The organism is Streptomyces sp. NRRL S-337 (assembly GCF_000720175.1).
In the GTDB taxonomy this organism is placed as follows: Bacteria; Actinomycetota; Actinomycetes; order Streptomycetales; family Streptomycetaceae; genus Streptomyces; species Streptomyces siderophoricus.
This window is the reverse complement of record NZ_JOIX01000020.1, coordinates 38,686-65,118: the sequence shown is the minus strand read 5'-3', so window position 1 is coordinate 65,118 and position 26,433 is coordinate 38,686. Positions and strand designations below refer to the sequence as shown.

22 protein-coding genes and 3 tRNA genes are annotated in these 26,433 nt (G+C 68.1%); 4 read left to right on the top strand and 21 right to left on the bottom strand.

What is annotated here, in order from left to right:
- Positions 1-154: 154 nt before the first annotated feature.
- The 15 genes from tuf to IG62_RS0117195 form a co-directional block, all read right to left on the bottom strand.
- Entirely contained in the window at positions 155-1,348 is a 1,194-nt protein-coding gene (tuf, locus tag IG62_RS0117265) for an elongation factor Tu (protein WP_030803122.1), read from the bottom strand.
- A gap of 166 nt (positions 1,349-1,514) precedes the next feature.
- On the bottom strand, positions 1,515-3,635 hold the full coding sequence (gene fusA / locus IG62_RS0117260) for an elongation factor G (RefSeq protein WP_030803119.1): 2,121 nt from the start codon (positions 3,633-3,635) through the stop codon (positions 1,515-1,517).
- A 39-nt stretch (positions 3,636-3,674) separates the two neighbouring features.
- Entirely contained in the window at positions 3,675-4,145 is a 471-nt protein-coding gene (rpsG, locus tag IG62_RS0117255; RefSeq protein WP_030413008.1) for a 30S ribosomal protein S7, read from the bottom strand.
- Positions 4,146-4,147: 2 nt separating this feature from the next.
- Entirely contained in the window at positions 4,148-4,519 is a 372-nt protein-coding gene (gene rpsL, locus IG62_RS0117250) for a 30S ribosomal protein S12 (RefSeq protein WP_003948652.1), read from the bottom strand.
- Positions 4,520-4,874: 355 nt separating this feature from the next.
- A complete protein-coding gene (locus IG62_RS0117245) occupies positions 4,875-5,354 on the bottom strand; it encodes a DUF1707 and DUF4190 domain-containing protein (protein WP_030803116.1) in 480 nt (159 codons plus the stop codon).
- A gap of 209 nt (positions 5,355-5,563) precedes the next feature.
- A complete protein-coding gene (locus IG62_RS0117240) occupies positions 5,564-9,463 on the bottom strand; it encodes a DNA-directed RNA polymerase subunit beta' (protein ID WP_030803112.1) in 3,900 nt (1,299 codons plus the stop codon).
- A 97-nt stretch (positions 9,464-9,560) separates the two neighbouring features.
- On the bottom strand, positions 9,561-13,043 hold the full coding sequence (gene rpoB, locus IG62_RS0117235; protein WP_030803109.1) for a DNA-directed RNA polymerase subunit beta: 3,483 nt from the start codon (positions 13,041-13,043) through the stop codon (positions 9,561-9,563).
- Between the two features lie 624 nt (positions 13,044-13,667).
- On the bottom strand, positions 13,668-14,054 hold the full coding sequence (gene rplL, locus IG62_RS0117230; protein ID WP_030413004.1) for a 50S ribosomal protein L7/L12: 387 nt from the start codon (positions 14,052-14,054) through the stop codon (positions 13,668-13,670).
- Positions 14,055-14,180: 126 nt separating this feature from the next.
- On the bottom strand, positions 14,181-14,708 hold the full coding sequence (rplJ, locus tag IG62_RS0117225) for a 50S ribosomal protein L10 (RefSeq protein WP_030413003.1): 528 nt from the start codon (positions 14,706-14,708) through the stop codon (positions 14,181-14,183).
- 306 nt (positions 14,709-15,014) lie between these two features.
- On the bottom strand, positions 15,015-15,860 hold the full coding sequence (locus tag IG62_RS0117220) for a hypothetical protein (RefSeq protein WP_030803106.1): 846 nt from the start codon (positions 15,858-15,860) through the stop codon (positions 15,015-15,017).
- Positions 15,861-16,004: 144 nt separating this feature from the next.
- Positions 16,005-16,721: a 50S ribosomal protein L1 gene (gene rplA / locus IG62_RS0117215; RefSeq protein ID WP_030803104.1), complete on the bottom strand. Its 717-nt coding sequence runs from the start codon at positions 16,719-16,721 to the stop codon at positions 16,005-16,007.
- 80 nt (positions 16,722-16,801) lie between these two features.
- Entirely contained in the window at positions 16,802-17,236 is a 435-nt protein-coding gene (gene rplK / locus IG62_RS0117210; RefSeq protein WP_030803101.1) for a 50S ribosomal protein L11, read from the bottom strand.
- Positions 17,237-17,430: 194 nt separating this feature from the next.
- Entirely contained in the window at positions 17,431-18,339 is a 909-nt protein-coding gene (nusG, locus tag IG62_RS0117205) for a transcription termination/antitermination protein NusG (RefSeq protein WP_030803098.1), read from the bottom strand.
- 72 nt (positions 18,340-18,411) lie between these two features.
- Positions 18,412-18,708 carry a preprotein translocase subunit SecE gene (secE, locus tag IG62_RS0117200; RefSeq protein ID WP_030412997.1) on the bottom strand — a complete coding sequence of 99 codons (297 nt, stop codon included), beginning with the start codon at positions 18,706-18,708 and terminating at the stop codon, positions 18,412-18,414.
- Between the two features lie 106 nt (positions 18,709-18,814).
- A tRNA-Trp gene (locus IG62_RS0117195) sits at positions 18,815-18,887 on the bottom strand.
- A gap of 183 nt (positions 18,888-19,070) precedes the next feature.
- Here IG62_RS0117195 and IG62_RS0117190 point away from each other — a divergent pair.
- Both IG62_RS0117190 and IG62_RS0117185 read left to right on the top strand, forming a co-directional pair.
- Complete coding sequence (locus IG62_RS0117190; RefSeq protein WP_030803095.1) at positions 19,071-20,306, top strand: pyridoxal phosphate-dependent aminotransferase; 1,236 nt, start codon at positions 19,071-19,073, stop codon at positions 20,304-20,306.
- 127 nt (positions 20,307-20,433) lie between these two features.
- Positions 20,434-21,477, top strand: a complete 1,044-nt coding sequence (locus IG62_RS0117185) for an adenosine deaminase (RefSeq protein ID WP_051798176.1) — start codon at positions 20,434-20,436, stop codon at positions 21,475-21,477.
- 88 nt (positions 21,478-21,565) lie between these two features.
- Here IG62_RS0117185 and IG62_RS0117180 read toward each other — a convergent pair whose 3' ends face one another.
- The 6 genes from IG62_RS0117180 to IG62_RS0117155 form a co-directional block, all read right to left on the bottom strand.
- Positions 21,566-22,630, bottom strand: coding sequence for a UDP-N-acetylmuramate dehydrogenase (locus IG62_RS0117180; RefSeq protein ID WP_030803091.1), 1,065 nt, complete (start codon positions 22,628-22,630; stop codon positions 21,566-21,568).
- Between the two features lie 91 nt (positions 22,631-22,721).
- Positions 22,722-23,156 (bottom strand): MaoC family dehydratase, encoded by a 435-nt coding sequence (locus IG62_RS0117175; RefSeq protein WP_030803088.1) that lies wholly within the window; start codon positions 23,154-23,156, stop codon positions 22,722-22,724.
- Between the two features lies 1 nt (position 23,157).
- A complete protein-coding gene (locus IG62_RS0117170; protein ID WP_030412992.1) occupies positions 23,158-23,610 on the bottom strand; it encodes a MaoC family dehydratase N-terminal domain-containing protein in 453 nt (150 codons plus the stop codon).
- 84 nt (positions 23,611-23,694) lie between these two features.
- Positions 23,695-23,859, bottom strand: coding sequence for a 50S ribosomal protein L33 (gene rpmG / locus IG62_RS0117165; RefSeq protein WP_006604855.1), 165 nt, complete (start codon positions 23,857-23,859; stop codon positions 23,695-23,697).
- 88 nt (positions 23,860-23,947) lie between these two features.
- Positions 23,948-24,020: transfer RNA gene (locus IG62_RS0117160), tRNA-Met, on the bottom strand.
- A gap of 46 nt (positions 24,021-24,066) precedes the next feature.
- Positions 24,067-24,139, bottom strand: a tRNA-Thr gene (locus IG62_RS0117155).
- Positions 24,140-24,321: 182 nt separating this feature from the next.
- Here IG62_RS0117155 and IG62_RS0117150 point away from each other — a divergent pair.
- Positions 24,322-25,590, top strand: coding sequence for an amidohydrolase family protein (locus IG62_RS0117150; protein WP_030803085.1), 1,269 nt, complete (start codon positions 24,322-24,324; stop codon positions 25,588-25,590).
- Between the two features lie 101 nt (positions 25,591-25,691).
- Complete coding sequence (locus tag IG62_RS0117145; protein WP_030803083.1) at positions 25,692-26,354, top strand: NAD(P)H-binding protein; 663 nt, start codon at positions 25,692-25,694, stop codon at positions 26,352-26,354.
- The last annotated feature ends 79 nt before the right edge of the window (positions 26,355-26,433 follow it).

Genomic DNA, 26,433 nt, shown 5'->3' with positions numbered 1-26,433 from the left:
CAGCATCGGCACTCAACCGAGCAACCTGGACAGTGTGCCATACGCCCGGCACCCAAGGCCAATCGATCCCCAACTGTCAAGGAGCCCCGCCCACCTTGCGGTGTGCGGGGCTCCTTGGGGTGCTCCGGGGAGCTACCAGGTCGAGCGGACCGTCTTACTTGACGATCTTGGTGACCTGGCCGGCGCCGACGGTCCGGCCACCCTCACGGATGGCGAACTTCAGGCCCTCCTCCATGGCGACCGGCTGGATCAGCGAGACGGACATCTCGGTGTTGTCGCCGGGCATGACCATCTCGGTGCCCTCGGGGAGGGTCACAACGCCCGTCACGTCCGTGGTACGGAAGTAGAACTGGGGACGGTAGTTGTTGAAGAACGGCGTGTGGCGGCCACCCTCGTCCTTGGAGAGGATGTAGGCCTGCGCCTCGAACTCGGTGTGCGGGGTGACCGAGCCCGGCTTGATGATGACCTGGCCGCGCTCGACGTCCTCGCGCTTGATGCCACGAAGCAGCAGACCGACGTTCTCACCGGCCTGGCCCTCGTCGAGGAGCTTCCGGAACATCTCGATACCGGTGACCGTGGTGGTGGTCTTCTCGGTCTTGATGCCGATGATGTCGACGGTCTCGTTGACCTTCAGGACACCGCGCTCGATACGACCGGTGACGACGGTGCCACGACCGGTGATCGTGAAGACGTCCTCGATCGGCATCAGGAACGGCTTGTCGACGTCACGCTCGGGCTGCGGGATCGACTCGTCGACGGCCTTCATCAGGTCGAGGACGGACTTGCCCCACTCGGCGTCGCCCTCGAGCGCCTTGAGCGCCGAGACCTTGACGACCGGAACGTCGTCGCCGGGGAACTCGTACTCGGAGAGGAGCTCACGGACCTCGAGCTCGACGAGCTCCAGGATCTCCTCGTCGTCCACCATGTCGGCCTTGTTCAGGGCGACAACGATGTACGGAACGCCGACCTGGCGGGCCAGGAGCACGTGCTCCTTGGTCTGCGGCATCGGGCCGTCGGTCGCGGCGACCACGAGGATGGCGCCGTCCATCTGCGCCGCACCGGTGATCATGTTCTTGATGTAGTCCGCGTGACCGGGGCAGTCGACGTGCGCGTAGTGACGCGACTCGGTCTGGTACTCGACGTGCGCGATGGAGATGGTGATACCGCGCTGGCGCTCCTCAGGAGCCTTGTCGATCTGGTCGAAGGCCGAGGCCTCGTTCAGGTCGGGGTACGCGTCGTGCAGCACCTTGGTAATGGCGGCCGTGAGGGTCGTCTTACCGTGGTCAATGTGACCGATGGTGCCGATGTTGACGTGCGGCTTAGTCCGCTCGAACTTCGCCTTCGCCACTGGGGTCCTCCTGTGGAGTGGTTCTGTACGCCTTACTCATCGGCGCCAGGTGATCTTTGCTGGGGTGCCGGCTGACGGGGGCAATCCTCACGGTTTGCGGGGATTACCCCCATCAGACGGTGTCAAGCCTAAAGCGTGTTGCGCTCCGGTTCTTACGGGACCGGAGTTACTCGCCCTTGGCCTTCGCGATGATCTCCTCGGCGACGTTCCGCGGAACCTCGGCGTAGGAGTCGAACTGCATCGAGTAGCTCGCGCGACCCGACGTCTTGCTGCGGAGGTCTCCGACGTAGCCGAACATCTCCGAGAGGGGAACCAGGCCCGTGACGAGCTTGGCGCCGCTGCGGTCCTCCATGGACTGGATCTGACCACGGCGGGAGTTGATGTCGCCGATCACATCGCCCATGTAGTCCTCGGGCGTGGTGACCTCGACCTTCATCATCGGCTCAAGCAGGGCCGGGGAGGCCTTGCGGGCGGCCTCCTTGAAGGCCATCGAACCGGCGATCTTGAAGGCCATCTCGGACGAGTCGACCTCGTGGAACGCACCGTCGAGCAGCGTGACCTTGACACCGGTCAGCGGGTAGCCGGCGAGAACACCGAACTCCATGGCCTCCTGGCAGCCCGCGTCCACGGACGGGATGTACTCCCGCGGGATGCGGCCACCGGTGACCTTGTTCTCGAACTCGTACCCGTCGCCCTCGAGGGGCTCCAGCGCGATCTGGACCTTCGCGAACTGACCGGAACCACCGGTCTGCTTCTTGTGCGTGTAGTCCAGGCGCTCGACCGCCTTGCGCAGGGTCTCGCGGTAGGCGACCTGCGGCTTGCCGACGTTGGCCTCGACCCGGAACTCACGCTTCATACGGTCGACCAGCACGTCGAGGTGCAGCTCGCCCATACCCGCGATGATGGTCTGGCCGGTCTCCTCGTCGGTGTGCACCTGGAACGAGGGGTCCTCTTCGGCGAGACGCTGGATGGCGACACCCAGCTTCTCCTGGTCGCCCTTGGACTTGGGCTCGATGGCGACCTGGATGACCGGGGCCGGGAACTCCATCGACTCCAGGATGACCTGGTTGGCGGAGTCACAGAGGGTCTCACCGGTGGTGGTCTGCTTCAGACCCATGACGGCGACGATGTCACCGGCACCCACCGAGTCGATCTCCTCACGCTTGTTCGCGTGCATCCGGTAGATCTTGCCGATGCGCTCCTTCTTGCCCTTCACCGAGTTCTGCACCTGCGAGCCGGCCTCAAGGCGGCCCGAGTACACCCGGATGAAGGTGAGCTTGCCCAGGTGGGGGTCGCTCGCAATCTTGAACGCGAGGGCGGCCAGCGGCTCGTCCTCGGACGGCTTGCGCTTGACGACCTCCTCCGGGTCGTTGACGGCGTGGCCCTCGATGGCCTCGACGTCGAGCGGGGAGGGGAGGTAGCGCACGACCGCGTCGAGCAGGGGCTGGACGCCCTTGTTCTTGAACGCGGTACCGCAGAACACCGGCGTGACGGTGGTGACGTCAGCCTTGCCGGAGGCGATGGTGATCCGGCGGATCGCCGCGTAGAGCTGCTCCTCGGTGGGCTCCTGGCCCTCGAGGTAGAGCTCCATGATCTCTTCGTCGTTCTCGGCGACGACCTCGAGGAGCTTGCCGCGCCATTCGTCGGCGGCCTCGATGTGCGTGTCCGGGATGTCGACGATGTCGTACATCTCGCCCTTGGCGGCCTCGGCCGACCAGACGAGAGCCTTCATCTTGACGAGGTCGACGACACCCTTGAAGTCCATCTCGGTACCGATGGGCAGCTGCATCACGATCGGGGTCGCGCCGAGGCGGTCCGTGATCATGTCGACGCAGCGGTGGAACTCGGCGCCCGTACGGTCGAGCTTGTTGACGAAGCAGATGCGCGGAACGCCGTAGCGGTCCGCCTGACGCCAAACGGTCTCGGACTGGGGCTCCACACCGGCAACACCGTCGAACACCGTCACCGCACCGTCGAGCACGCGCAGCGAGCGCTCCACCTCGACGGTGAAGTCGACGTGGCCCGGGGTGTCGATGATGTTGATGGTGTTGTCGACGTTGTCCAGCGGCCAGTGGCAGGTCGTCGCGGCAGACGTGATCGTGATGCCGCGCTCCTGCTCCTGCTCCATCCAGTCCATCGTGGCAGCGCCGTCGTGGACTTCACCGATCTTGTACGAAACACCGGTGTAGAACAGGATCCGCTCGGTGGTGGTCGTCTTGCCCGCGTCGATGTGGGCCATGATCCCGATGTTGCGGACCTTGGCCAGGTCAAGCGAAGTGGTAGCCATAGTGGCTCAATCTTCTCTCGGTCTCGATGTGGGTTGCGACTACCAGCGGTAGTGCGCGAAGGCCTTGTTGGACTCGGCCATCTTGTGCGTGTCCTCACGCTTCTTGACCGAAGCGCCGAGGCCGTTGGAGGCGTCGAGCAGTTCGTTCATGAGGCGCTCGGTCATGGTCTTCTCGCGACGGGCGCGCGAGTAGCCCACGAGCCAGCGGAGCGAGAGGGTGGCGGCACGGCCGGGCTTGACCTCGACCGGGACCTGGTAGGTCGCGCCACCGACGCGGCGGGACTTGACCTCGAGGGTCGGCTTGATGTTCTCGAGCGCGCGCTTGAGGGTGATGACCGGGTCGTTGCCGGTCTTCTCGCGCAGCCCCTCCATGGCGCCGTAAACGATGCGCTCAGCGGTGGAGCGCTTTCCGTTCAGCAGCACCTTGTTGATGAGGGAGGTCACCAGAGGAGAGCCGTAGACCGGGTCGACGATGACCGGGCGCTTCGGGGCGGGGCCCTTACGAGGCATTCTTACTTCTCCTTCTTGGCGCCGTAGCGGCTGCGAGCCTGCTTGCGGTTCTTGACGCCCTGCGTGTCGAGGGAGCCGCGGATGATCTTGTACCGAACACCCGGCAGGTCCTTCACACGGCCGCCACGCACGAGCACGATCGAGTGCTCCTGGAGGTTGTGGCCCTCACCCGGAATGTAAGCGGTGACCTCGATCCCGCTGGTCAGACGCACACGCGCGACCTTACGCAGGGCCGAGTTCGGCTTCTTCGGGGTGGTGGTGAAAACACGCGTGCAGACGCCGCGGCGCTGGGGGGAACCCTCGAGTGCGGGCGTCTTGTTCTTCTCGACCTTGTCCTGCCGGCCCTTGCGGACCAGCTGCTGGATCGTAGGCACCGTTTCTCCGGTTTCTGTGTGCCAGTCTCGGTAAAGCTAACCTGGAACGCTCCCGACCCACGCGGTCGGGTGTGTCGAATACTGCAGTCCGGTCCCCGCTGGAACGAGAAGGCGGCAGATTGCGGTGTCGAGACCCGGCTTCCGTGCTGGTGGCCTCCCGGCCGGTGGCTTGGGGAGATTGCGCGCACGGCAGCCCAGGGACACCCCAGGCACAAGGTCAGAGCGTACCTACCGCATTGGCTGCGGTCAAAACAAATGCACACGCGAAGGACACGCCGGACTCGTCACGGCGTTGCCGCCACCGTAGTGCGCGAGCGGCCCGGACGGAAGAAGGCGCGGGCGCCCCCGCGGCACGTCAGAGGTTGACCGCCGCGAGCAGGATCCACACCAGGAACATCAGCGCCCAGCCACCGATCGCCAGCCAGCCCAGGATCAGTCCGGTGAGCGCCTGCCCGTCCCCGCGCTCCCCGGAGCGGCGGATCTCGGCGCGTGCCTTGTGGCCCAGGATCACCGCCGGGATCGCGGTCAGCCCCCAGGTCACCGGCGTCATCAGCCCGCAGACCAGCGCACCGGTCGCCGAGCCGTTCGTCACCTGCGGCGGCGGCATCTGCATCGGCATGAACGTCGCCGGCACCGGCCGCTGCGGTACGAACTGCGCCTGCGGCACCGGCCCCATCGGCAGGTCCGAGACCAGCATCTGCAACTCGGTGTGGGTCTGTGCCTTGTACGCCCGGGTCAGCCGCTGCTCGTACTCCGGCTGCGACAACCGCCCCTCGGCGAACCCCGCCTTGAGCACATCGACCGCCCGCTCACGATCGGCGTGCGAGGCACGCATGGCAGGCACCTGATTCCACGGCTGAGCGGGCTGCCCGCCCTGCCACGGCTGGAATGCCACGTCGCGACCCTCCCCCCGCTCGACAGTTCTCCCCATCTTCTCATCAGAGACGCAGGGATGGGAGGACAAGTTCCCCCGCGCGGCCCCCAATGCCGCAGGGCGGCCCCCCCCGGAGGGTGGCCGCCCTGTGGACGGTGTACGGACCAGGACTACTGGTTGTACGGGCCGTAGTCGTAGTCCTCCAGCGGGACCGCCTGGCCGGAGCCGGTGCCGAAGGGCGAGTAGTCGATGTCGTCGTAACCGACGGCCGAGTACATCGCGGCCTTGGCCTCCTCGGTGGGCTCGACCCGGATGTTGCGGTAGCGGGACAGGCCCGTACCGGCCGGGATGAGCTTACCGATGATGACGTTCTCCTTGAGGCCGATGAGGCTGTCGGACTTGGCGTTGATCGCCGCGTCCGTCAGGACTCGGGTCGTCTCCTGGAAGGAGGCGGCCGACAGCCAGGATTCCGTCGCCAGCGAAGCCTTGGTGATACCCATCAGCTGCGGACGGCCGGAGGCCGGGTGGCCGCCTTCCGCCACGACACGACGGTTCTCGCTCTCGAACTTCGTGCGCTCCACGAGCTCGCCCGGCAGCAGCTCCGCGTCGCCGGACTCGATGATCGTCACGCGGCGCAGCATCTGCCGGATGATGATCTCGATGTGCTTGTCGTGGATCGCCACGCCCTGGCTGTTGTAGACCTTCTGGACCTCGCCGACCAGGTGGACCTGGACGGCGCGCTGGCCGAGGATCCGCAGCACGTCGTGCGGGTTGATCGCACCCACGGTCAGCGGCTGGCCGACCTGGACGTGGTCACCCTCGGCCACCAGCAGGCGGGCGCGCTTGGAGACGCCGTAGGCCGTCTCGTCGCTGCCGTCGTCCGGCGTGACGATGACCTTCTTGGTCTTCTCGGTCTCCTCGATCCGGACGCGGCCGGCCGCCTCCGAGATCGGGGCGACGCCCTTGGGCGTACGGGCCTCGAAGAGCTCGACGACACGCGGCAGACCCAGGGTGATGTCGTCACCGGCCACACCACCGGTGTGGAAGGTACGCATCGTCAGCTGGGTGCCGGGCTCACCGATGGACTGGGCGGCGATGATGCCGACCGCCTCACCGATGTCGACCAGCTTGCCGGTGGCCAGCGAACGGCCGTAGCAGAAGGCACAGGTGCCGACCGCGGACTCACAGGTCAGGACCGAGCGGGTCTTGACCTCCTCGACGCCGGCGTTGACCAGCGCGTCGATGAGCACGTCACCGAGGTCGACGTTCGCCGGCGCGACGACCTTGCCGTCGACGACGACGTCCTCGGCCAGCATGCGGGCGTAGACGCTGGACTCGACGTCGTCCGCCTTGCGCAGGACACCGGCGGCGTCCTTCGAGGCGATCCGCAGCTTGAGGCCGCGCTCGGTGCCGCAGTCCTCCTCGCGAATGATGACGTCCTGGGAGACGTCGACCAGACGACGGGTGAGGTAACCGGAGTCGGCGGTACGAAGGGCGGTGTCCGCCAGACCCTTACGGGCACCGTGCGTGGAGATGAAGTACTCCAGCACGGACAGACCCTCGCGGAACGACGCCTTGATCGGACGCGGGATGGTCTCGTTCTTCGCGTTCGACACCAGACCACGCATACCGGCGATCTGCCGCATCTGCATCATGTTTCCTCGGGCACCCGAGTCAACCATCATGAAGATGGGGTTCGTCTTGGGGAAGTTCTCGTTCATCGCCTCGGCGACCTCGTTGGTCGCCTTGGTCCAGATGTTGATCAGTTCCTGAGTGCGCTCGTCCTTGGTGATCAGACCGCGCTCGTACTGCTTCTGGACCTTCTCGTCCTGGGCCTCGTAGCCCGCGACGATGGCCTTCTTGGCCTCCGGCACGACGATGTCCGAAACGGCGACGGTGACGCCGGAACGGGTCGCCCAGTGGAAGCCGGCCGCCTTCAGGTTGTCGAGCGTCGCCGCCACGATGACCTTCGGGTAGCGCTCGGCCAGGTCGTTGACGATCGCGGAGAGCTGCTTCTTGCCCACCGAGTAGTCGACGAACGGGTAGTCCTCGGGCAGCAGCTCGTTGAAGAGCGCACGGCCCAGGGTCGTCCGCAGCCGGAAGCTGTCACCCTGCTGCCACTCGGGCTCGCCCTCCTCCGGAACCGGCGGGGTCCAGCCACGCGGCGGGACGGTGCCGATCGGGAAGCGGATGTCGACCTTCGCCTGGAGCGAGAGCTCGCGGGCGTCGAAGGCCATGATCGCCTCGGCGACCGAGCCGAAGGCCCGGCCCTCGCCCTTGACCTCGCGCTCCTCTTCATCCGTGGTGAGGAAGAAGAGGCCGAGCACCATGTCCTGGGTCGGCATGGTGACCGGACGCCCGTCGGCCGGCTTGAGGATGTTGTTCGAGGACAGCATCAGGATGCGGGCCTCGGCCTGCGCCTCCGCGGACAGCGGGAGGTGGACGGCCATCTGGTCACCGTCGAAGTCCGCGTTGAACGCGGTGCAGACGAGCGGGTGGATCTGAATGGCCTTGCCCTCGACCAGCTGCGGCTCGAAGGCCTGGATGCCGAGGCGGTGCAGGGTGGGCGCACGGTTCAGCAGCACCGGGTGCTCGGCGATGACCTCTTCGAGGACGTCGTACACGACGGTGCGGCCGCGCTCGACCATGCGCTTGGCCGACTTGATGTTCTGCGCGTGGTTCAGGTCCACCAGGCGCTTCATCACGAACGGCTTGAAGAGCTCCAGCGCCATGGCCTTGGGCAGACCGCACTGGTGCAGCTTCAGCTGCGGGCCGACGACGATGACGGAACGGGCGGAGTAGTCGACGCGCTTACCGAGCAGGTTCTGACGGAAGCGGCCCTGCTTGCCCTTGAGCATGTCGGACAGCGACTTCAGCGGACGGTTGCCGGGGCCCGTGACCGGACGGCCGCGGCGGCCGTTGTCGAAGAGCGCGTCGACGGCCTCCTGGAGCATGCGCTTCTCGTTGTTCACGATGATCTCGGGCGCGCCGAGGTCGAGAAGCCGCTTCAGGCGGTTGTTGCGGTTGATGACACGGCGGTACAGGTCGTTCAGGTCGGAGGTCGCGAAGCGGCCACCGTCCAGCTGCACCATCGGACGAAGGTCCGGCGGGATCACCGGGATGCAGTCCAGCACCATGCCCTTGGGGCTGTTGCGGGTCTGCAGGAAGGCGGAGACGACCTTCAGGCGCTTGAGCGCACGGGTCTTCTTCTGGCCCTTGCCGGTCCGGATGATCTCGCGGAGGCGCTCGGCCTCCTCCTCCAGGTCGAAGGTCTCCAGGCGCTTCTGCAGCGCCGCGGCACCCATCGAACCGTCGAAGTACGTGCCGAAGCGGTCACGCAGCTCGCGGTAGAGCAGCTCGTCGCCCTCCAGGTCCTGGACCTTGAGGTTCTTGAAGCGGTTCCAGACCTCGTCGAGGCGGTCGATCTCGCGCTGCGCACGGTCGCGCAGCTGCTTCATCTCACGCTCGGCACCCTCGCGCACCTTGCGGCGCACGTCGGCCTTGGCACCCTCGGCCTCCAGCTCGGCCAGGTCGGTCTCGAGCTTCTTGGCGCGGGCCTCCAGGTCGGAGTCGCGGCGCTGCTCGATCTGCTGGCGCTCGACGGAGACGTGGGCCTCCAGCGAGGGCAGATCGCGGGTGCGGCGCTCCTCGTCCACGTACGTGATCATGTACGCGGCGAAGTAGATGACCTTCTCGAGGTCCTTGGGCGCGAGGTCCAGCAGGTAGCCCAGCCGGCTCGGCACGCCCTTGAAGTACCAGATGTGGGTGACGGGAGCGGCCAGCTCGATGTGGCCCATCCGCTCACGGCGCACCTTGGCGCGAGTGACCTCGACGCCGCACCGCTCGCAGATGATGCCCTTGAAGCGGACGCGCTTGTACTTACCGCAGTAGCACTCCCAGTCCCGGGTCGGGCCGAAGATCTTCTCGCAGAAGAGTCCGTCCTTTTCGGGCTTGAGGGTGCGGTAGTTGATGGTCTCCGGCTTCTTGACCTCACCGTGGGACCACTGACGGATGTCGTCAGCGGTGGCGAGGCCGATCCGCAGCTCGTCGAAGAAGTTGACGTCGAGCACTATGCGTCAATCCCTCTCAGGGTCGTATCTAGATGGTCTGTACGGGGTCCGGGGCGGGGCCGGGATCTCTCGTGAGGGGAGATCCCGGCCAGACCCGTCAGACCTCTTCGACGCTGCTCGGCTCGCGCCGGGACAGGTCGATGCCGAGCTCCTCCGCAGCGCGGAAGACGTCCTCGTCGGTGTCGCGCATCTCGATGGACATGCCGTCCGAGGACAGCACCTCCACGTTGAGGCACAGGGACTGCATCTCCTTGATGAGGACCTTGAAGGACTCGGGGATGCCGGGCTCCGGGATGTTCTCGCCCTTGACGATGGCCTCGTAGACCTTCACGCGGCCGGTGACGTCGTCGGACTTGATCGTCAGCAGCTCCTGGAGGGCGTATGCGGCGCCGTAAGCCTCCAGCGCCCACACCTCCATCTCACCGAAGCGCTGGCCACCGAACTGGGCCTTACCACCCAGCGGCTGCTGGGTGATCATCGAGTACGGACCGGTCGAGCGGGCGTGCAGCTTGTCGTCGACCAGGTGGTGGAGCTTGAGGATGTACATGTACCCGACCGAGATCGGGTCCGGGAACGGCTCACCGGAGCGGCCGTCGAAGAGCTGGGCCTTGCCGGTGCTCTTGACCATCCGCTCGCCGTCGCGGTTGGGGAGCGTCGACTCGAAGAGGCCGGCGAGCTCGTCCTCGCGCGCACCGTCGAAGACCGGGGTCGCGACGTTGGTGCGCGGCGCGACGTCGTCGGCGCCGATCGCCTGGAGCCGCTGCTGCCACTCCTCGCCGCCCTCGACCTTCCAGCCCTGGCTGGCGAGCCAGCCGAGGTGGATCTCCAGGACCTGTCCCGGGTTCATTCGGGACGGGACACCCAGCGGGTTGAGGATGATGTCGACCGGGGTGCCGTCCTCCAGGAACGGCATGTCCTCGACCGGCAGGATCTTCGAGATGACGCCCTTGTTGCCGTGACGGCCGGCGAGCTTGTCACCGTCGGTGATCTTGCGCTTCTGCGCGACGTAGACGCGGACCAGCTGGTTCACGCCCGGGGGCAGCTCGTCGCCCTCCTCGCGGTCGAAGACGCGGACGCCGATGACCTTGCCGATCTCACCGTGCGGCACCTTCAGCGAGGTGTCGCGCACCTCGCGCGCCTTCTCACCGAAGATCGCGCGGAGCAGGCGCTCCTCCGGGGTCAGCTCGGTCTCACCCTTGGGCGTGACCTTGCCGACGAGGATGTCGCCGGCGACGACCTCGGCACCGATCCGGATGATGCCGCGCTCGTCGAGGTCGGAGAGGACCTCCTCGGAGACGTTCGGGATGTCCCGGGTGATCTCCTCGGGGCCGAGCTTGGTGTCACGGGCGTCGACCTCGTGCTCCTCGATGTGGATCGAGGAGAGGACGTCGTCCTGCACGAGGCGCTGCGACAGGATGATCGCGTCCTCGTAGTTGTGGCCCTCCCACGGCATGAACGCGACGAGCAGGTTCTTGCCGAGCGCCATCTCGCCCTGGTCCGTGGACGGACCGTCGGCGAGGACCTGGCCCTCGATGACCCGCGCGCCCTCGTCCACGACGACCTTCTGGTTGAAGGAGGTGCCCTGGTTGGAGCGGGTGAACTTGGCGACGCGGTACGTGGTGTACGTGCCGTCGTCGTTGGCGACGGTGATGTAGTCCGCGGAGACCTCCTGGACCACACCGTCCTTCTCCGCCTTGATGACGTCGCCGGCGTCGACCGCGCAGCGGTACTCCATGCCGGTGCCGACCAGCGGCGACTCCGCCTTGATCAGCGGAACGGCCTGGCGCATCATGTTCGATCCCATGAGCGCGCGGTTGGCGTCGTCGTGCTCGAGGAACGGGATCATGGCGGTCGCGGCCGACACCATCTGGCGCGGCGAGACGTCCATGAAGTCCACCTCGTCGGCGGGGACGAGGTCGACCTCGCCGCCACGACGGCGGACCAGCACACGCTGCTCGGAGAACCGCATGTCCTCGGAGAGCTTCGCGTTGGCCTGCGCGATGAGGAAGCGGTCCTCCTCGTCGGCGGTGAGGTAGTCCACCTCTTCGGTGACCTGACCGTCGACGACCTTGCGGTACGGGGTCTCGATGAAGCCGAAGACGTTGACCCGGCCGTAGGAGGCCAGCGAGCCGATGAGACCGATGTTGGGACCTTCAGGGGTCTCGATCGGGCACATGCGGCCGTAGTGCGACGGGTGAACGTCACGGACGTCCAGGCCGGCCCGCTCACGGGAGAGACCACCCGGGCCCAGCGCCGACAGACGGCGCTTGTGGGTCAGACCCGACAGCGGGTTGGTCTGGTCCATGAACTGGGACAGCTGGCTGGTGCCGAAGAACTCCTTGATGGAGGCGACGACCGGCCGGATGTTGATCAGGGTCTGCGGCGTGATCGCCTCGACGTCCTGGGTGGTCATGCGCTCGCGCACGACGCGCTCCATACGGGCCAGACCCGTGCGGACCTGGTTCTGGATGAGCTCGCCGACGTTGCGCAGACGACGGTTGCCGAAGTGGTCGATGTCGTCGGTCTCGACGACGATCGAACGCCCGGACTCGCCGATCGTCTCGGTCTCGCCGGCGTGCAGCTTCACCAGGTACTTGATCGTGGCGATGATGTCGTCGGTGGTGAGCACACCGGCGTCCAGCGGCTCGTCGCCACCGAGCTTCTTGTTGACCTTGTAGCGGCCGACCTTGGCGAGGTCGTAGCGCTTCGGGTTGAAGTAGAGGTTCTCCAGCAGCGTCTGCGCGGCCTCACGCGTGGGGGGCTCGCCCGGACGCAGCTTGCGGTAGATGTCCAGCAGCGCGTCGTCCTGGCCCTGGGTGTGGTCCTTCTCCAGGGTGGCGCGCATGGACTCGTAGTCGCCGAACTCCTCGAGGATCTGCTCGGTGGTCCAGCCGAGCGCCTTGAGCAGGACGGTGACGGACTGCTTGCGCTTGCGGTCGATGCGCACACCGACCATGTCGCGCTTGTCGATCTCCATCTCCAGCCAGGCACCCCGGGACGGGATGATCTTGGCGGAGAAGATGTCCTTGTCGGACGTCTTGTCGATGGAGCTGTCGAAGTACACGCCCGGCGAGCGGACCAGCTGCGACACCACGACACGCTCGGTGCCGTTGATGACGAAGGTGCCCTTGTTCGTCATGAGCGGGAAGTCGCCCATGAAGACCGTCTGGGACTTGATCTCACCGGTCTCGTTGTTGGTGAACTCCGCCGTGACGAAGAGCGGGGCGGCGTACGTGAAGTCGCGCTCCTTGCACTCGTCGATGGAGTTCTTCGGGGGCTCGAAGCGGTGGTCGCGGAACGTCAGCGACATCGACCCGGAGAAGTCCTCGATCGGGGAGATCTCTTCGAAGATCTCTTCGAGACCGGACTTGGTGGGAACTTCCTGCCCACTCTCCAGCGCAGCCTCGACGCGACCCTTCCATGCGGCATTGCCGAGCAGCCAGTCGAAGCTTTCGGTCTGCAGCGCAAGGAGGTTCGGAACCCCGAGGGGCTCCTTGATCTTCGCAAAAGAGATGCGCAGCGGGGCGGTGCTGTCGCCGTTGTTCGTATTGGCAGTCGAGGCGTTGCGCGAGGCGGCCAAGAGGGGGTCCTTCCGAGGGCTCGGACTCACTACGCGCGTACCGGTCCCGAATCGAGCAGACTGAGGGAAAGCCCAGGTCAGGGCGGATCATCCAGCTTTGCTCGGGCTCGGATATGCCCCTGGTGACGGGCAGGGAGCAGCTAACAGGCAGCGCAAAGGGTCAGTGTAGCCACAAGGCCCACTGATGTCCAGGGCGAGATTCCGGAGACCGGTTCAGCACCGTGATACCGATCTTCTCCCTCCGGAAAGTCGCGTCCTCCGTCGTACCGGAGGAGCCCCTCGTTTGTTCTTCTCATGCCCTGCGCCTGCCGAAAGCCCTGCGCCAGTGGCGCACACCGATGCTTCCCTCTTCGTCGGCGATCCATGCCTCGAACCCTGGATCGCTTCAGCGTCGCGTCCCGAGAATTGCGCGCCGCGTCCGGTTCGTCAAGGCCCCCCACCTCTGCGAGATCGTCACATGGGAGCACGTCCGGGCAACGAAGATCACCATACTCGCACTCCGGCCGGAGGCAACGCAGCCCGGGCGAGCACGCCGAAGGGCGACCACCCGTATGGGTGATCGCCCTTGGCTTGGTGTCCGTTACACCTCAGGTGCTGCGGACGTGAGTCAGAGACTCAGCGGGGTCACTTGACCTCGACGGAGGCGCCGGCGCCCTTGAGGGCCTCGGCGGCCTTCTCGGCGGCGTCCTTGGCGACCTTCTCCAGGACCGGCTTCGGGGTGCCGTCCACGAGGTCCTTGGCCTCCTTCAGGCCCAGGGAGGTCAGCTCACGCACGACCTTGATGACCTGGATCTTCTTGTCGCCGGCACCGGTGAGGATGACGTCGAACTCGTCCTTCTCCTCCTCGGCGGCGGCGGCCGGGGCACCCGGGGCACCGGCGGCGACGACGGCGGCCGGGGCGGCGGCGGTGACGTCGAACTTCTCCTCGAACGCCTTCACGAACTCGGAGAGCTCGATGAGGGTCATCTCCTCGAACTGCGCGAGCAGGTCTTCCTGGCTGAGCTTCGCCATGATGGGCGATCCTTCCACTATTTCGGCAGGTGCCGGATGTACATGTGAGGCGGGCGTACGTTCGGGCCCGCTGTGGCCTCCCGGCCTAGGCGTACCTGGGCGCGGGGTGCCAATGTGCGAGCCGAATTACTCGGCACCGCCCTGCTCGGCCTGCTTGGCGCGAAGCGCTTCCGCGGTGCGGACGAACTTCGACGGCAGCGCCTGGAAGAGCGCGGCAGCCTGCGACTGCTTGCCCTTCATGGCACCGGCCAGCTTGCTGAGCAGAACCTCGCGGGACTCGAGGTCCGCAAGCTTCTTGATCTCGTCGGCGGACAGCGCCTTGCCTTCAAGGACACCGCCCTTGATGACGAGAGCGGGGTTGTCCTTGGCGAAGTCACGAAGACCCTTCGCCGCCTCGACCGGGTCACCGGTCACAAAGGCGACAGCCGTCGAGCCACTGAGGTGCTCGTCCAGCTGAATCCCGGCCTCATTGGCCGCGATCTTGGTCAGCGTGTTCTTCACCACACGGTACTGAGCGTTCTCGCCGAGCGAACGACGCAGCTGCTTGAGCTGCGCCACAGTCAGTCCGGTGTAAGAGGTCACAACAGCCGCGTTGGAGTTACGGAGCTTCTCCGTGATCTCCTCAACAGCTGCGATCTTGTCGGACGTCGCCATGAGCCTCGGCCTCCTTCCGGGTGATGAGGACCGCGCAGAAGGGGCTGGGCAAAACAAACGCCCCGGCGCAGGCGCACGGGGCGAGAACTCGACCAGGCTGACGCCCGGGAGCTTTCTTCCACAGTCACCTGCGCAGGTCGTCCGCAGCTAGCGGATCCTTCGGCCTCCACACGCCCGGGGTTCGGACGCGCAGCGACAACCAGCGGTCTTTGGCTTCCCGCATACGGTACGGGAGCGGCCCGCGTCAGGCAAATCGACCGACAGGGGGCGCCGGCCGCGCCCCCCGCCCGCCGTTCAACGGCACACTTACGGCTTGCCGACCTTGTCGAAGTCCACCGTGTCACCGGCCGGCGGCACCTGGTCGGGGACCTTGGTGCCGTAGTCCGAGTAGAAGACCGTGGAGTCGTACGGAACCTTGCCGCCGACCAACTGCTCACGCTTCTTGACCAGCAGGTTGTCCGAGCCGATCCACAGGTCGATGGCCTCCTGGCCCGCACCGGACGCCTTGAGCTGCTGCTCCAGCGCCTTCATGTCCGACTCGCTGACGTTCTTCGACTGCATGCGGGTCAGCTCGGAGATCGAGAGGGTGCCGGTGTAGTGGGTTGCCTGGGTGCCGCGGACGTCCTCCTTGCCGACCTCCTTGACCTTGCCGGAGGCGATCAGCAGCTCCATCGCCCGGGTCGGGTTGTTGTTGTTCATCTGGTCCTTGATCAGGGCGCCGGCCGGGCCCATCTTCTTGGCCAGGGCGTCGTAGTCGTACTTGATCCAGGACTTGCCGCCCATCGGCATGCCCATGTTCATGTACATCGCGTCGGACGTGTACACCGCCTTCGCGGGCTTGCCGGCCATCATCCCCGCGGACTGCGTGATGTCGAGGTTCATCCGCATGCCCTGGGACCAGTCCATCGCGCCCTTCATCGACGCGGTGGAGGTGGCGTTCTTGAGCGTGCCGTCGACCTGGGCGGACTTCTTGCCGCCCGTCTGCTGTGCCGCCGTCTTCAGCGACGCCAGCGCGGCCTGGAGCGGGGACTGGCCGGAGCCCGATCCGCCGCCGCTGCCACCGGCGTCGTCGCTCTTGCCGCCGTTACAGGCGGTCAGGCCGGCCATCATGACAACTCCCGCCACCACGGCGGTCATACGCGTGCTGCGCACTGGGCTCCCCCTTAGAAATCCCGTACTGGGCGTCGGGAGGACTTTAGACCAGAGGGGTGACACCGCATGCGTCAGGCCCCGCCCTCCGTGCGGGAGAGCGGGGCCTGACGGCGTTACGCGCGCTGTGAGACGTCGATCAGGAGATCAGACGGCCTCGTCCTCGACGAGGAGGTTGCGGGTGCGGTTGCTGTCCACCGGGATGCCGGGGCCCATCGTGGTGGTGATGGTGGCCTTCTTGATGTACCGGCCCTTGGCGGCGGACGGCTTGAGGCGGGTGATCTCCTCAAGAGCCGCGGCGTAGTTCTCCACCAGCTTGGTCTCGTCGAAGGAGACCTTGCCGATGATGAAGTGGAGGTTCGCGTGCTTGTCCACGCGGAACTCGATCTTGCCGCCCTTGATGTCGGTGACAGCCTTGGCGACATCCGGGGTGACGGTGCCGGTCTTCGGGTTCGGCATCAGACCACGCGGACCGAGCACGCGGCCGAGGCGGCCGACCTTGCCCATGAGGTCCGGGGTGGCGACGACGGCGTCGAAGTCCAGACGGCCCTTGGAGACCTCGTCGATCAGTTCGTCCGAGCCGACGATGTCGGCGCCGGCGGCTTCCGCGGCCGCAGCACGGTCACCGGTCGCGAAGACCAGGACCCGGGCGGTCTTACCGGTGCCGTGCGGGAGGTTCACGGTGCCACGGACCATCTGGTCGGCCTTGCGCGGGTCGACACCCAGACGCATGGCGACCTCGACGGTCGCGTCGAACTTGGCGGACGAGGTCTCCTTGGCGAGACGGACGGCCTCGAGCGGGGCGTACAGACGCTCCCGGTCGATCTTCGCGTCCGCGTTGCGAAGAGTCTTGCTGCGCTTCACTTCTGCTCCTGATGCAGTGGGATGGAGTCGTGGTCCGGACCAGCGCCTGGTCCTGCCACGGGGTGCCAAAGGGGCTGGGATCAGCCCTCGACCGTGATGCCCATGGAACGGGCGGTGCCGGCGATGATCTTCTCGGCGGCGTCCAGGTCGTTGGCGTTCAGGTCGGGCATCTTGGTGGTGGCGATGTCACGGACCTGGTCGCGGGTGATCTTGGCGACCTTGGTCTTGTGCGGCTCGCCGGAGCCCTTCTCCACGCCCGCGGCCTTCAGGATGAGCTTCGCGGCCGGGGGGGTCTTGGTGACGAAGGTGAAGGAACGGTCCTCGTAGACCGTGATCTCCACCGGCACGACCATGCCACGCTGCGACTCGGTCGCGGCGTTGTAGGCCTTGCAGAACTCCATGATGTTGACGCCGTGCTGGCCCAGCGCGGGGCCGACCGGCGGAGCCGGGTTTGCGGCGCCGGCGCTGATCTGGAGCTTGATAAGCCCCGTGACCTTCTTCTTCTTGGGAGGCATGCTCTCTCCGGGTCCTAGTGAGAGGTGTTTCGCCAGTCCATCCGGTCATCCGGATGGAGGCATACCGCACAACGATAACGGGTATGGTCGCGCGGCCAAAAACCGACAGGTCAGACAGGCTGGCGCCCGTCTGACCTGGCCGGTGGCTGGTGGTCCGGAAAGGCCCTGCGGCCCTCCGGATCAGAGGAACTCGATCAGTTCTTCTGGATCTGGTCGAAGGACAGCTCGACCGGGGTCTCCCGGCCGAAGATCTCGACCAGGCCCTTGACCTTCTTCGAGTCGGCGTTGATCTCGTTGATCGTCGCCTGGAGCGTCGCGAACGGACCGTCGGTGACCGTGACGGAGTCGCCCACCTCGAAGTCCAGGACCTGGACCTCGACCTTGCGGGACGGCGCCGGCTTGCCCTCGGCCGCGGCGGCCTCCTTGGCGGCCTTCTCCTCGGCCTCCGGGGCGAGCATCTTGACGATCTCGTCCAGCGTCAGCGGGTAGGGGTCGTAGGCGTTGCCGACGAAGCCGGTGACGCCCGGGGTGTTGCGGACCACGCCCCAGGACTCGTTCGTCAGGTCCATGCGCACGAGCACGTAGCCCGGGAGCTTGTTCTGGCGGACGGTACGGCGGTCGCCGTTCTTGATCTGGACGACCTCTTCCTGCGGCACCTCGGCCTGGAAGATGTAGTCCTCGACGTTCAGCGAGACGGCGCGCTGCTCAAGGTTGGTCTTCACGCGGTTCTCGTAGCCCGCGTAGGTGTGGATGACGTACCACTCACCGGGCAGACCGCGCAGTTCGTCGCGGAGGGCGGCCACCGGGTCGACCGGCTCCTGCTCCTCGGCCGACTCGTCCTCGGCGGCCTCGTCCTCGGCGGCGGCCTCGTCCTCGGCGACCTCGGCGGTGGCCTCGGCGTCCTCCTCGACGTGCACCGCGGCCTCTTCGGCGGGCTCGCCGGCAGCGGCTTCCTCGGCGTCGAGCTCGTCGACGGTGTCGGCGCCCTCGACGATCTCCTGCGCGGTGTCTTCGCCCTCGACCTCGGCCGAGGCAGCCGCGTCAACGTCGGCCGCTGCCGTCTCGGCGGATTCGGCGGCGTCGTTCAGGTTCGGGTCAGACACGGTGGCTGCTTCTTCCTGGCTTCAAGGGGTTGAACATGCGAAATGGCGCCCGCGCAGGCGCCCTCCGCGGGATCAGCCGAAGACGTACCCGACGACTCGGTTGATTCCCAAGTCAATCACGGTTACGAGACCGATGATGATGACAACGAAGACGATCACCACACTGGTGTACGTCGACAGCTGGCTGCGCGTGGGCCAGACGACCTTGCGGAGCTCCGCGATGACCTGGCGGTAGAAAAGCGCAAGACGCGCGAAGGGACCCTTCTTGCCGCGCTTGCCGCCGCGCCGGGGCTTCTTCTGGGACTCAGCGGCCTCGTCCTCGGAGCGACCGCGCTCAGGCATGTCGATGGAGCCCAGGGCGTCCGTCACTCGTCCTCACCTGAATCCGGTTCGTGGCCGTGCCGCGCCCTGCCCTGCCGCACGGCGGTGCATTTCATACGTACACGTGCACGCACTGCGGTGAGAGTGCGTGTAGCAGGGCCGGAGGGACTTGAACCCCCAACCGCTGGTTTTGGAGACCAGTGCTCTACCAATTGAGCTACGACCCTTTGTGGTTCCCCCAACCTACCGCATGCGAGCGACTGCACTAAGTGCGTTCGCCGTGCCTGCCTGTTGAGGGCCAACGGTCAGCGAGTGTACGTGTTTCCGGGCCGGGCGTCGAACACGATCCCCCAGGGTGGTGCCCGCAAACCCGCGTATCGGGCCCGGCGGAGGTCTGCAACGATGCATGTATGAGCGCTGCGAACCCTTCCGTTTCGTCCCCCGCCGACCGCCGGGTCTCGGCCCGCGTCGGTTCGATCTCCGAGTCCGCGACCCTCGCCGTCGACGCCAAGGCGAAGGCCCTCAAGGCCGCCGGACGCCCGGTGATCGGCTTCGGCGCCGGTGAGCCCGACTTCCCCACGCCCGACTACATCGTCGAGGCGGCCGTGGAGGCCTGCCGCAACCCGAAGTACCACCGCTACACCCCGGCCGGCGGCCTCCCCGAGCTGAAGTCCGCGATCGCCGCGAAGACGCTGCGCGACTCGGGCTACGAGGTAGAGGCCGCGAACGTCCTGGTGACGAACGGCGGCAAGCAGGCGATCTACGAGGCGTTCGCGGCGATCCTCGACCCGGGCGACGAGGTCATCGTGCCCGCTCCGTACTGGACCACCTACCCGGAGTCGATCCGGCTGGCGGGCGGTGTGCCGGTCGACGTGGTCGCGGACGAGACCACCGGCTACCGCGTGACCGTCGAACAGCTGGAGGCGGCGCGCACGGAGCGCACGAAGGTGCTGCTGTTCGTCTCGCCGTCGAACCCGACCGGTGCGGTCTACTCCCGCGAGCAGGTCGAGGCGGTCGGCCGCTGGGCCGCGGAGCACGGCCTGTGGGTCCTCACCGACGAGATCTACGAGCACCTGGTCTACGGCGACGCGCAGTTCGCGTCGCTGCCGGTGGTAGTGCCCGAGCTGCGCGACAAGTGCATCGTCGTCAACGGCGTGGCCAAGACGTACGCGATGACCGGCTGGCGGGTGGGCTGGGCGATCGGCCCCAAGGACGTCATCAAGGCCGCGACCAACCTCCAGTCGCACGCCACCTCCAACGTCTCCAACGTCGCGCAGGTGGCGGCCATCGCGGCCGTCTCCGGCGATCTGACGGCCGTCGAGGAGATGAAGGTCGCCTTCGACCGGCGCCGCAGGACGATCGTGCGGATGCTCAACGAGATCGACGGGGTGCTGTGCCCGGAGCCCGAGGGCGCGTTCTACGCGTACCCGTCGGTGAAGGAGCTGCTGGGCAAGGAGATCCGCGGCAAGCGCCCGCAGAGCAGCGTGGAGCTGGCCGAGCTCATCCTGGAGGAGGCGGAGGTCGCCGTCGTCCCGGGTGAGGCCTTCGGCACCCCCGGCTACCTGCGGCTTTCCTACGCGCTGGGCGACGAGGACCTGGTCGAGGGTGTGTCCCGGATCCAGAAGCTGCTGGCGGAGGCCAAGTAGGACCTCCCCGTTTGGGCAGGTGAGCGGGCGGCCGGACGCGTTCCGGCCGCCCGCTCGTGCGTTCTTCCGGACACCCCTTCGGGAAAGGGCCTACCGGCGTGCCGCCCTGATACGGCAAGATCCTCGAATGGAGAGCTCCCGTGCCCGCGACGGGGCCGCCGCCCGAGACCTGCGCCGGCTGCCGAAGGCCCATCTGCACCTGCACTTCACCGGTTCGATGCGGTCCGCGACCCTGCTGGACCTCGCCGACAAGTACGGCGTCCATCTGCCCGAGGCCCTGCGCAGCGGTGAGCCGCCCCAGCTGCGTGCCACGGACGAGCGGGGCTGGTTCCGCTTCCAGCGGCTGTACGACATCGCGCGCTCGTGCCTGCGCGCGCCCGAGGACATCCAGCGGCTGGTGCACGAGGCCGCGGAGGAGGACGTCCGGGACGGCTCGCGCTGGCTGGAGATCCAGGTCGACCCGACCTCGTACGCGCCCCGGCTGGGCGGGCTGATCCCGGCCCTGGAGATCATCCTGGACGCGGTGCGCACCGCCTCCCGGGACACCGGCCTCGGTATCCGCGTACTGATCGCGGCGAACCGCATGAAGCACCCGCTGGACGCCCGGACGCTGGCGCGGCTGGCGGTGCGCTACGCGGACCAAGGGGTGATCGGTTTCGGTCTCTCCAACGACGAACGCCGGGGTTTCGCCCGGGACTTCGACCGGGCCTTCGCGATCGCCCGAGAGGGCGGTCTGCTGGCGGCGCCGCACGGCGGTGAGCTGTCCGGGCCGGCCAGCGTCCGGGACTGCCTGGACGATCTGCACGCCGGCCGGGTGGGGCACGGCGTGCGGGCCGCGGAGGATCCCACGCTGCTGCGCCGGCTGGCCGAGCGCCAGGTGACTTGCGAGGTGTGCCCGGCCTCCAACGTTGCGCTGGGCGTCTACGAGAAGCCCGAGGACGTACCGCTGCGGACGCTCTTCGACGCCGGGGTGCCGATGGCGCTGGGGGCGGACGACCCGCTGCTGTTCGGCTCCCGGCTGGCCGCGCAGTACGAGCTCGCCCGTACCGCGCACGGCTTCAGCGACGCGGAGCTGGCCGAGCTGGCCCGGCAGTCCGTCCGCGGCTCGCGCGCCCCCGAGGACGAGCAGCGGCGGCTGCTGGCGGAGATCGACGCCTGGCTGGCCGCGTAGGCGCCGGCGGCCTTCGTGGGGGCCCGGCGGGGGGAGCCTGCGGGCTCGTACTGCCTCAGCGGCCCGTCGCGGCGCCCTGGCGGCCTGCCTAGAGGCTGACGCCGACCGTCACGGGTTCGTTGACGAGGGTGATGCCGAAGGCCGCGTGGACGCCGTCCCGGACCTCGCGGGCCAGGGCGAGCAGGTCCTCGGTGGTGGCCTCGCCGCGGTTGGTGAGCGCGAGGGTGTGCTTGGTGGAGATGCGGGCCGGGCCGCTGCCGTAGCCCTTGGTGAAGCCGGCGCGGTCGATGAGCCAGGCCGCGGAGGTCTTCACCAGGCCGTCGCCGGCCGGGAAGGCGGGCGGGGCGGTGTCGGGACCGAGGCGGTCGCGGACGCGCTCCAGGAAGGCGGCGTGCTCTGCCTCGGTGAGGATCGGGTTGGTGAAGAAGGACCCGGCCGACCAGGTGTCGTGGTCGTCGGGGTCCAGCACCATGCCCTTGCCGGCGCGCAGGGCCAGGACGGTCTTGCGGGCGATGTCCAGCGGGACCCGGTCGCCGACCTCGACGCCGAGGGCGCGGGCGGTCTCGGCGTACTTCAGGGGCGCGGAGAGGCCGCCGGCGTCCTCCAGGGCGAAGCGGACCCGCAGGACCACGAAGCGGTCGGGGTGCTGCTTGAAGCGGCTGTCGCGGTAGGCGAAGCCGCACTCCTCGTTGCTGAGGGTGACGGTCTCGCCGGCGCGGCGGTCGTAGGCGACGACCTCGGTGATCGTGGTGGCGACCTCCTGGCCGTACGCGCCGACGTTCTGCACCGGGGTGGCGCCGGCCGAGCCGGGGATGCCGGCCAGGCACTCGACGCCGGCCAGTCCGGCCGCGACGGTGCGGGCGACCGCGTCGGACCAGTTCTCGCCCGCGGCGAGGGTGAGGGCGGTGCCGTCCAGCTCGAAGCCGGTGGTGGCGATGCGCAGGGCCGTGCCGTCGAAGCCCTTGTCGCTGATGACGAGGTTGCTGCCGCCGCCGATGATCAGCAGTGGCGTGCCGGCGTCGTCGGCCGCGCGGACGGCGGTGATCACCTCGTCGTCGGTGGTGGCCGTGACGAGGCGGTTCGCCGGTCCGCCGAGCCGGAAGGTGGTCAGCGGGGCGAGCGGGGCGTTTGCTTCTCCGTGGCGTTCCTGCACGCGCACAAGGGTACGGGGGCGGTCGGACAATCCCGTCCGGCCGCCCCCGGCTCCGCTTCTGCCGCCCCCTTGACCTGCTTCTTCGGCGGGCTCAGGCCAGGCGGACGACCGCGCGGGACATGCCCAGCACCTTCTGGCCCGCGCTCATCGCGGTGAGGTCGACCCGGACCGTGCGGGCGTCGTCGTCGAGCTTGGCCGCGACCTTGGCGCTGACCTCGATCAGCGCGCCCTGGTCGTCGTTGGGGACGATCACGGGCTTGGTGAAGCGCACGCCGTATTCGGCGACCGCGCCGGGGTCGCCGGCCCAGTCGGTGACCACCCGGATCGCCTCGGCCATGGTGAACATGCCGTGGGCGATGACGTCGGGCAGGCCGACCTCCTTGGCGAACTTCTCGTTCCAGTGGATCGGGTTGAAGTCGCCGGAGGCGCCCGCGTAGCGGACGAGTGTGGCGCGGTTCACGGGGAAGGTCTGCGCCGGGAGTTCGGTGCCGACCTCGACGTCGTCGTAAGAGATCTTCGCGGTCATCTCAGGCCTCCTCGGCGCGCCGGGCCACCAGCTTGGTGAAGGCGGTCACGACGTGTTCGCCCGCCTCGTCGTGCACCTCGCCGCGGATGTCGATGATGTCGTTGCCCGCCATGGTCTTGATCGCCTCGATCGTGGAGGTGACGGCCAGCCGGTCGCCGCTGCGCACCGGCCGGGTGTAGGCGAACTTCTGGTCGCCGTGCACCACCCGGCTGTAATCCAGGCCCAGTTGCGGGTCCTCGATAACCTGCCCCGCGGCCTTGAAAGTGATCGCGAACACAAAGGTCGGTGGTGCGATCACATCGGGATACCCGAGCGCCTTGGCGGCATCCGCGTCGGTGTAGGCGGGGTTGGGGTCCCCGATCGCCTCGGCGAATTCGCGGATCTTTTCCCGGCCGACCTCGTACGGGTCGGTGGGCGGGTACGTGCGTCCGACAAAAGACTGGTCGAGCGCCATGGGCTCGCAACCTCCGTGTACTGATGGTGCTAACGCCGTGAGGCCGCCCCCAGGAATGGGGACGGCCTCACGGACGAGCCTGTGTTATCGCGTCTCGCGGTGCGCGGTGTGCGAGTTGCAGCGCGGACAGTGCTTCTTCATCTCAAGACGGTCCGGGTCGTTGCGCCGGTTCTTCTTGGTGATGTAGTTCCGCTCCTTGCACTCCACGCAGGCCAGCGTGATCTTCGGGCGGACGTCGGTGGCAGCCACGTGAGTGCTCCTTGACGGACGGATGGACGGATGAACGCAGAAAAGAGTAGCCGATCGAAGGACCGACCCCACAATCGGCTACTGTTAGTAGCGGTGACCGGACTTGAACCGGTGACACAGCGATTATGAGCCGCTTGCTCTACCGACTGAGCTACACCGCTGCGATGCACGCGGTGCCCGCCCGAAGGCGGGAACCTCACACATCAGAGCCCCAATACGGAATCGAACCGTAGACCTTCTCCTTACCATGGAGACGCTCTGCCGACTGAGCTATTGGGGCGAGCGATGAAGACATTACACGGCCCGCCGCCAAACGTGAAATCCGTATCCGCTCCGCGCCCCAACGGCCCCGCGCACCACACCGGTACGACTATTTCGCGCCTGCGCGAAGCTCCCCCGGCGGCGCCCTACGCTCGGGTCAACGCTGCGTGATCTTGCACGCCCGTGGCTTCGAGGAGCGCGATGTCCGAGAGCAGTTCGCCGCAGCCGCACCCCCAGCCGGGAAAGCCCGGCGGCCCCGGCCGGTACATCAGGTCGGACGGTGGCGCGCTGGTCCTGTGCGGCGCCCGGCTCGCCGACGGCCGCACCGTGGACGTGCGGCTCGGCGGCGGACGCATCGAGGCCGTGGGCACGGCCGGCAGCCTCGCCCCCCAGGGGGCCCGCGTCGACCTGGCCGGCTATCTGCTGCTGCCCGCCCCAGCCGAGCCGCACGCGCACTGCGACACCGCCCTGACGGCGGACTCCGACGGCCCGGCCTCCGGCTCCCCGGAGGACGTCCAGCGGCGCACCACGGAGGCCGCGCTGCTCCAGCTGGGGCACGGGGCCACCGCGTCCCGGAGCCACGTCAGGATCGGCGACGTGCAGGGCCTGCGCTCGCTGGAGGCGGTGCTGCAGGCCCGCCGGTCGCTGCGCGGGCTGGCGGACGTGGCGGCGGTGGCGGTGCCGCGGGTGCTGACCGGGCTCGCCGGGGCCGACGGGCTGGCGATGCTGCGGGACGCCGTCAAGATGGGTGCCTCGGTCATCGGCGGCTGCCCGGACCTGGACCCCGACCCGGCCGGGTACGTCGAGACGGTCCTGGAGCTGGCCGGGGAGCACGGCTGCCCGGTGGACCTGCACACGGACGGTGACGACCCGGCCCGGCTGGCCCGGTTCGCGGCGATGTCCGGCGGGCTGCGGTCCGGCGTCGCGCTGGGCCCGTGCGCCGGGATGGCCCGGATGCCGCGCAGCGTGGCCTCGCGGGTCGCCGAGCAACTGGCCGCGGCCGACGTCACCGTGGTCTGTCTGCCGCAGGGCGACTGCACCGGCCTGGAGCGGTACGGCTCGCGGGTGTCGCGGCCGGCTCCGGTGCGGCTGCTGCGGGCGGCCGGGGTGCGGGTGGCGGCAGGTAGCGGGGCGCTGCGGGACGTGGCGAACCCGGTGGGGCGCGGCGACCCGTTGGAGGCCGCGTACCTCCTGGCGTCCCTCGGGGAGGCCACTCCGGAGGCGGCGTACGAGACGGTGAGTTCGGCGGCGCGGACCACGCTGGGGCTGCCCGAGGTGCGGGTCGAGGCGGGCTTCCCGGCGGAGCTGCTGGCGGTGCGCGGCGAGCGGATCGCGGGGGTGCTCTCGCTGGCGTACAGCCGGATCGTGATCCACCGGGGGCGGGTGGTGGCCCGGACCAGCGCGGTGCGCGAGTACTGCGACTCGGCGGCCGAGGTGGCGCTGGAACTTCCCCGGCAGTCACAGCGCTGACGCCGCGGGGCCGGTCCGCCCTTCGAGAACGCGGTGAGAAGCGCCGCTCCCCCGGCCGGGTCCCCCGCGCCGCGGCGGACCTTCGGCGTACGGTCGGCACCATGCGCATTGTCATCGCAGGTGGACATGGTCAGATCGCGCTGCGGCTGGAGCGGCTGCTCGCCAAGCGCGGGGACGAGGTCGCGGGCATCATCCGCCGGCCGGAGCAGGCCGGCGATCTGCTGGCCGCGGGCGCCGAACCGGTGGTCTGCGACCTGGAGTCGGCGTCGGTCGAGGACGTCGCCCGGCACCTGGAGGGCGCCGACGCGGCCGTCTTCGCGGCCGGTGCCGGCCCGGGCAGCGGCACCGAACGCAAGGACACGGTGGACCGCGGTGCGGCGGCGCTCTTCGCGGACGCGGCCGAGGCAGCGGGCGTGCGCCGCTTCCTGGTCATCTCGTCGATGGGCGCCGACCGCGAGCCCCCGGAGGGCACCGATCCGGTCTTCGCCGCGTACCTGCGGGCCAAGGGCGCCGCGGACGCCGACGTACGGTCCCGGGCCGGTCTGGACTGGACGATCCTGCGGCCGGGCCGCCTGACGGACGACCCGGGCACCGGCCTGGTCACCCTGGCCGACGCCACCGGCCGCGGCGATGTCCCCCGCGACGACGTGGCGGCCACCCTGGTGGAACTCCTCGACGAGCCCCGCACCACCGGCCGCACCCTGGAGCTGATCGGCGGCGATGTGCCGGTGGCGGACGCGGTGAGGACGGTGGCGGCGCACTGAGGGGCGGCGGGGGCGCGCCCCCGCGAAGCTCCCGCACACACGAGAAAACCCCCTCCCTGCTGATTCGCAGGAGAGGGGG

What these genes read in the sequence shown, in the direction of transcription:
- IG62_RS0117145 (WP_030803083.1), top strand. Translation starts at nt 25,692, where the DNA reads ATGCGCATTGTCATCGCAGGTGGACATGGTCAGATCGCGCTGCGGCTG.
- rpsG (WP_030413008.1), bottom strand. Translation starts at nt 4,145, where the DNA reads ATGCCTCGTAAGGGCCCCGCCCCGAAGCGCCCGGTCATCGTCGACCCG.
- IG62_RS0117170 (WP_030412992.1), bottom strand. Translation starts at nt 23,610, where the DNA reads ATGGCGCTCGACCAGTCTTTTGTCGGACGCACGTACCCGCCCACCGAC.
- IG62_RS0117245 (WP_030803116.1), bottom strand. Translation starts at nt 5,354, where the DNA reads ATGCGTGCCTCGCACGCCGATCGTGAGCGGGCGGTCGATGTGCTCAAG.
- IG62_RS0117175 (WP_030803088.1), bottom strand. Translation starts at nt 23,156, where the DNA reads ATGACCGCGAAGATCTCTTACGACGACGTCGAGGTCGGCACCGAACTC.
- rplL (WP_030413004.1), bottom strand. Translation starts at nt 14,054, where the DNA reads ATGGCGAAGCTCAGCCAGGAAGACCTGCTCGCGCAGTTCGAGGAGATG.
- rplJ (WP_030413003.1), bottom strand. Translation starts at nt 14,708, where the DNA reads ATGGCGACGTCCGACAAGATCGCAGCTGTTGAGGAGATCACGGAGAAG.
- fusA (WP_030803119.1), bottom strand. Translation starts at nt 3,635, where the DNA reads ATGGCTACCACTTCGCTTGACCTGGCCAAGGTCCGCAACATCGGGATC.
- IG62_RS0117185 (WP_051798176.1), top strand. Translation starts at nt 20,434, where the DNA reads ATGGAGAGCTCCCGTGCCCGCGACGGGGCCGCCGCCCGAGACCTGCGC.
- IG62_RS0117190 (WP_030803095.1), top strand. Translation starts at nt 19,071, where the DNA reads ATGAGCGCTGCGAACCCTTCCGTTTCGTCCCCCGCCGACCGCCGGGTC.
- IG62_RS0117150 (WP_030803085.1), top strand. Translation starts at nt 24,322, where the DNA reads ATGTCCGAGAGCAGTTCGCCGCAGCCGCACCCCCAGCCGGGAAAGCCC.
- rplK (WP_030803101.1), bottom strand. Translation starts at nt 17,236, where the DNA reads ATGCCTCCCAAGAAGAAGAAGGTCACGGGGCTTATCAAGCTCCAGATC.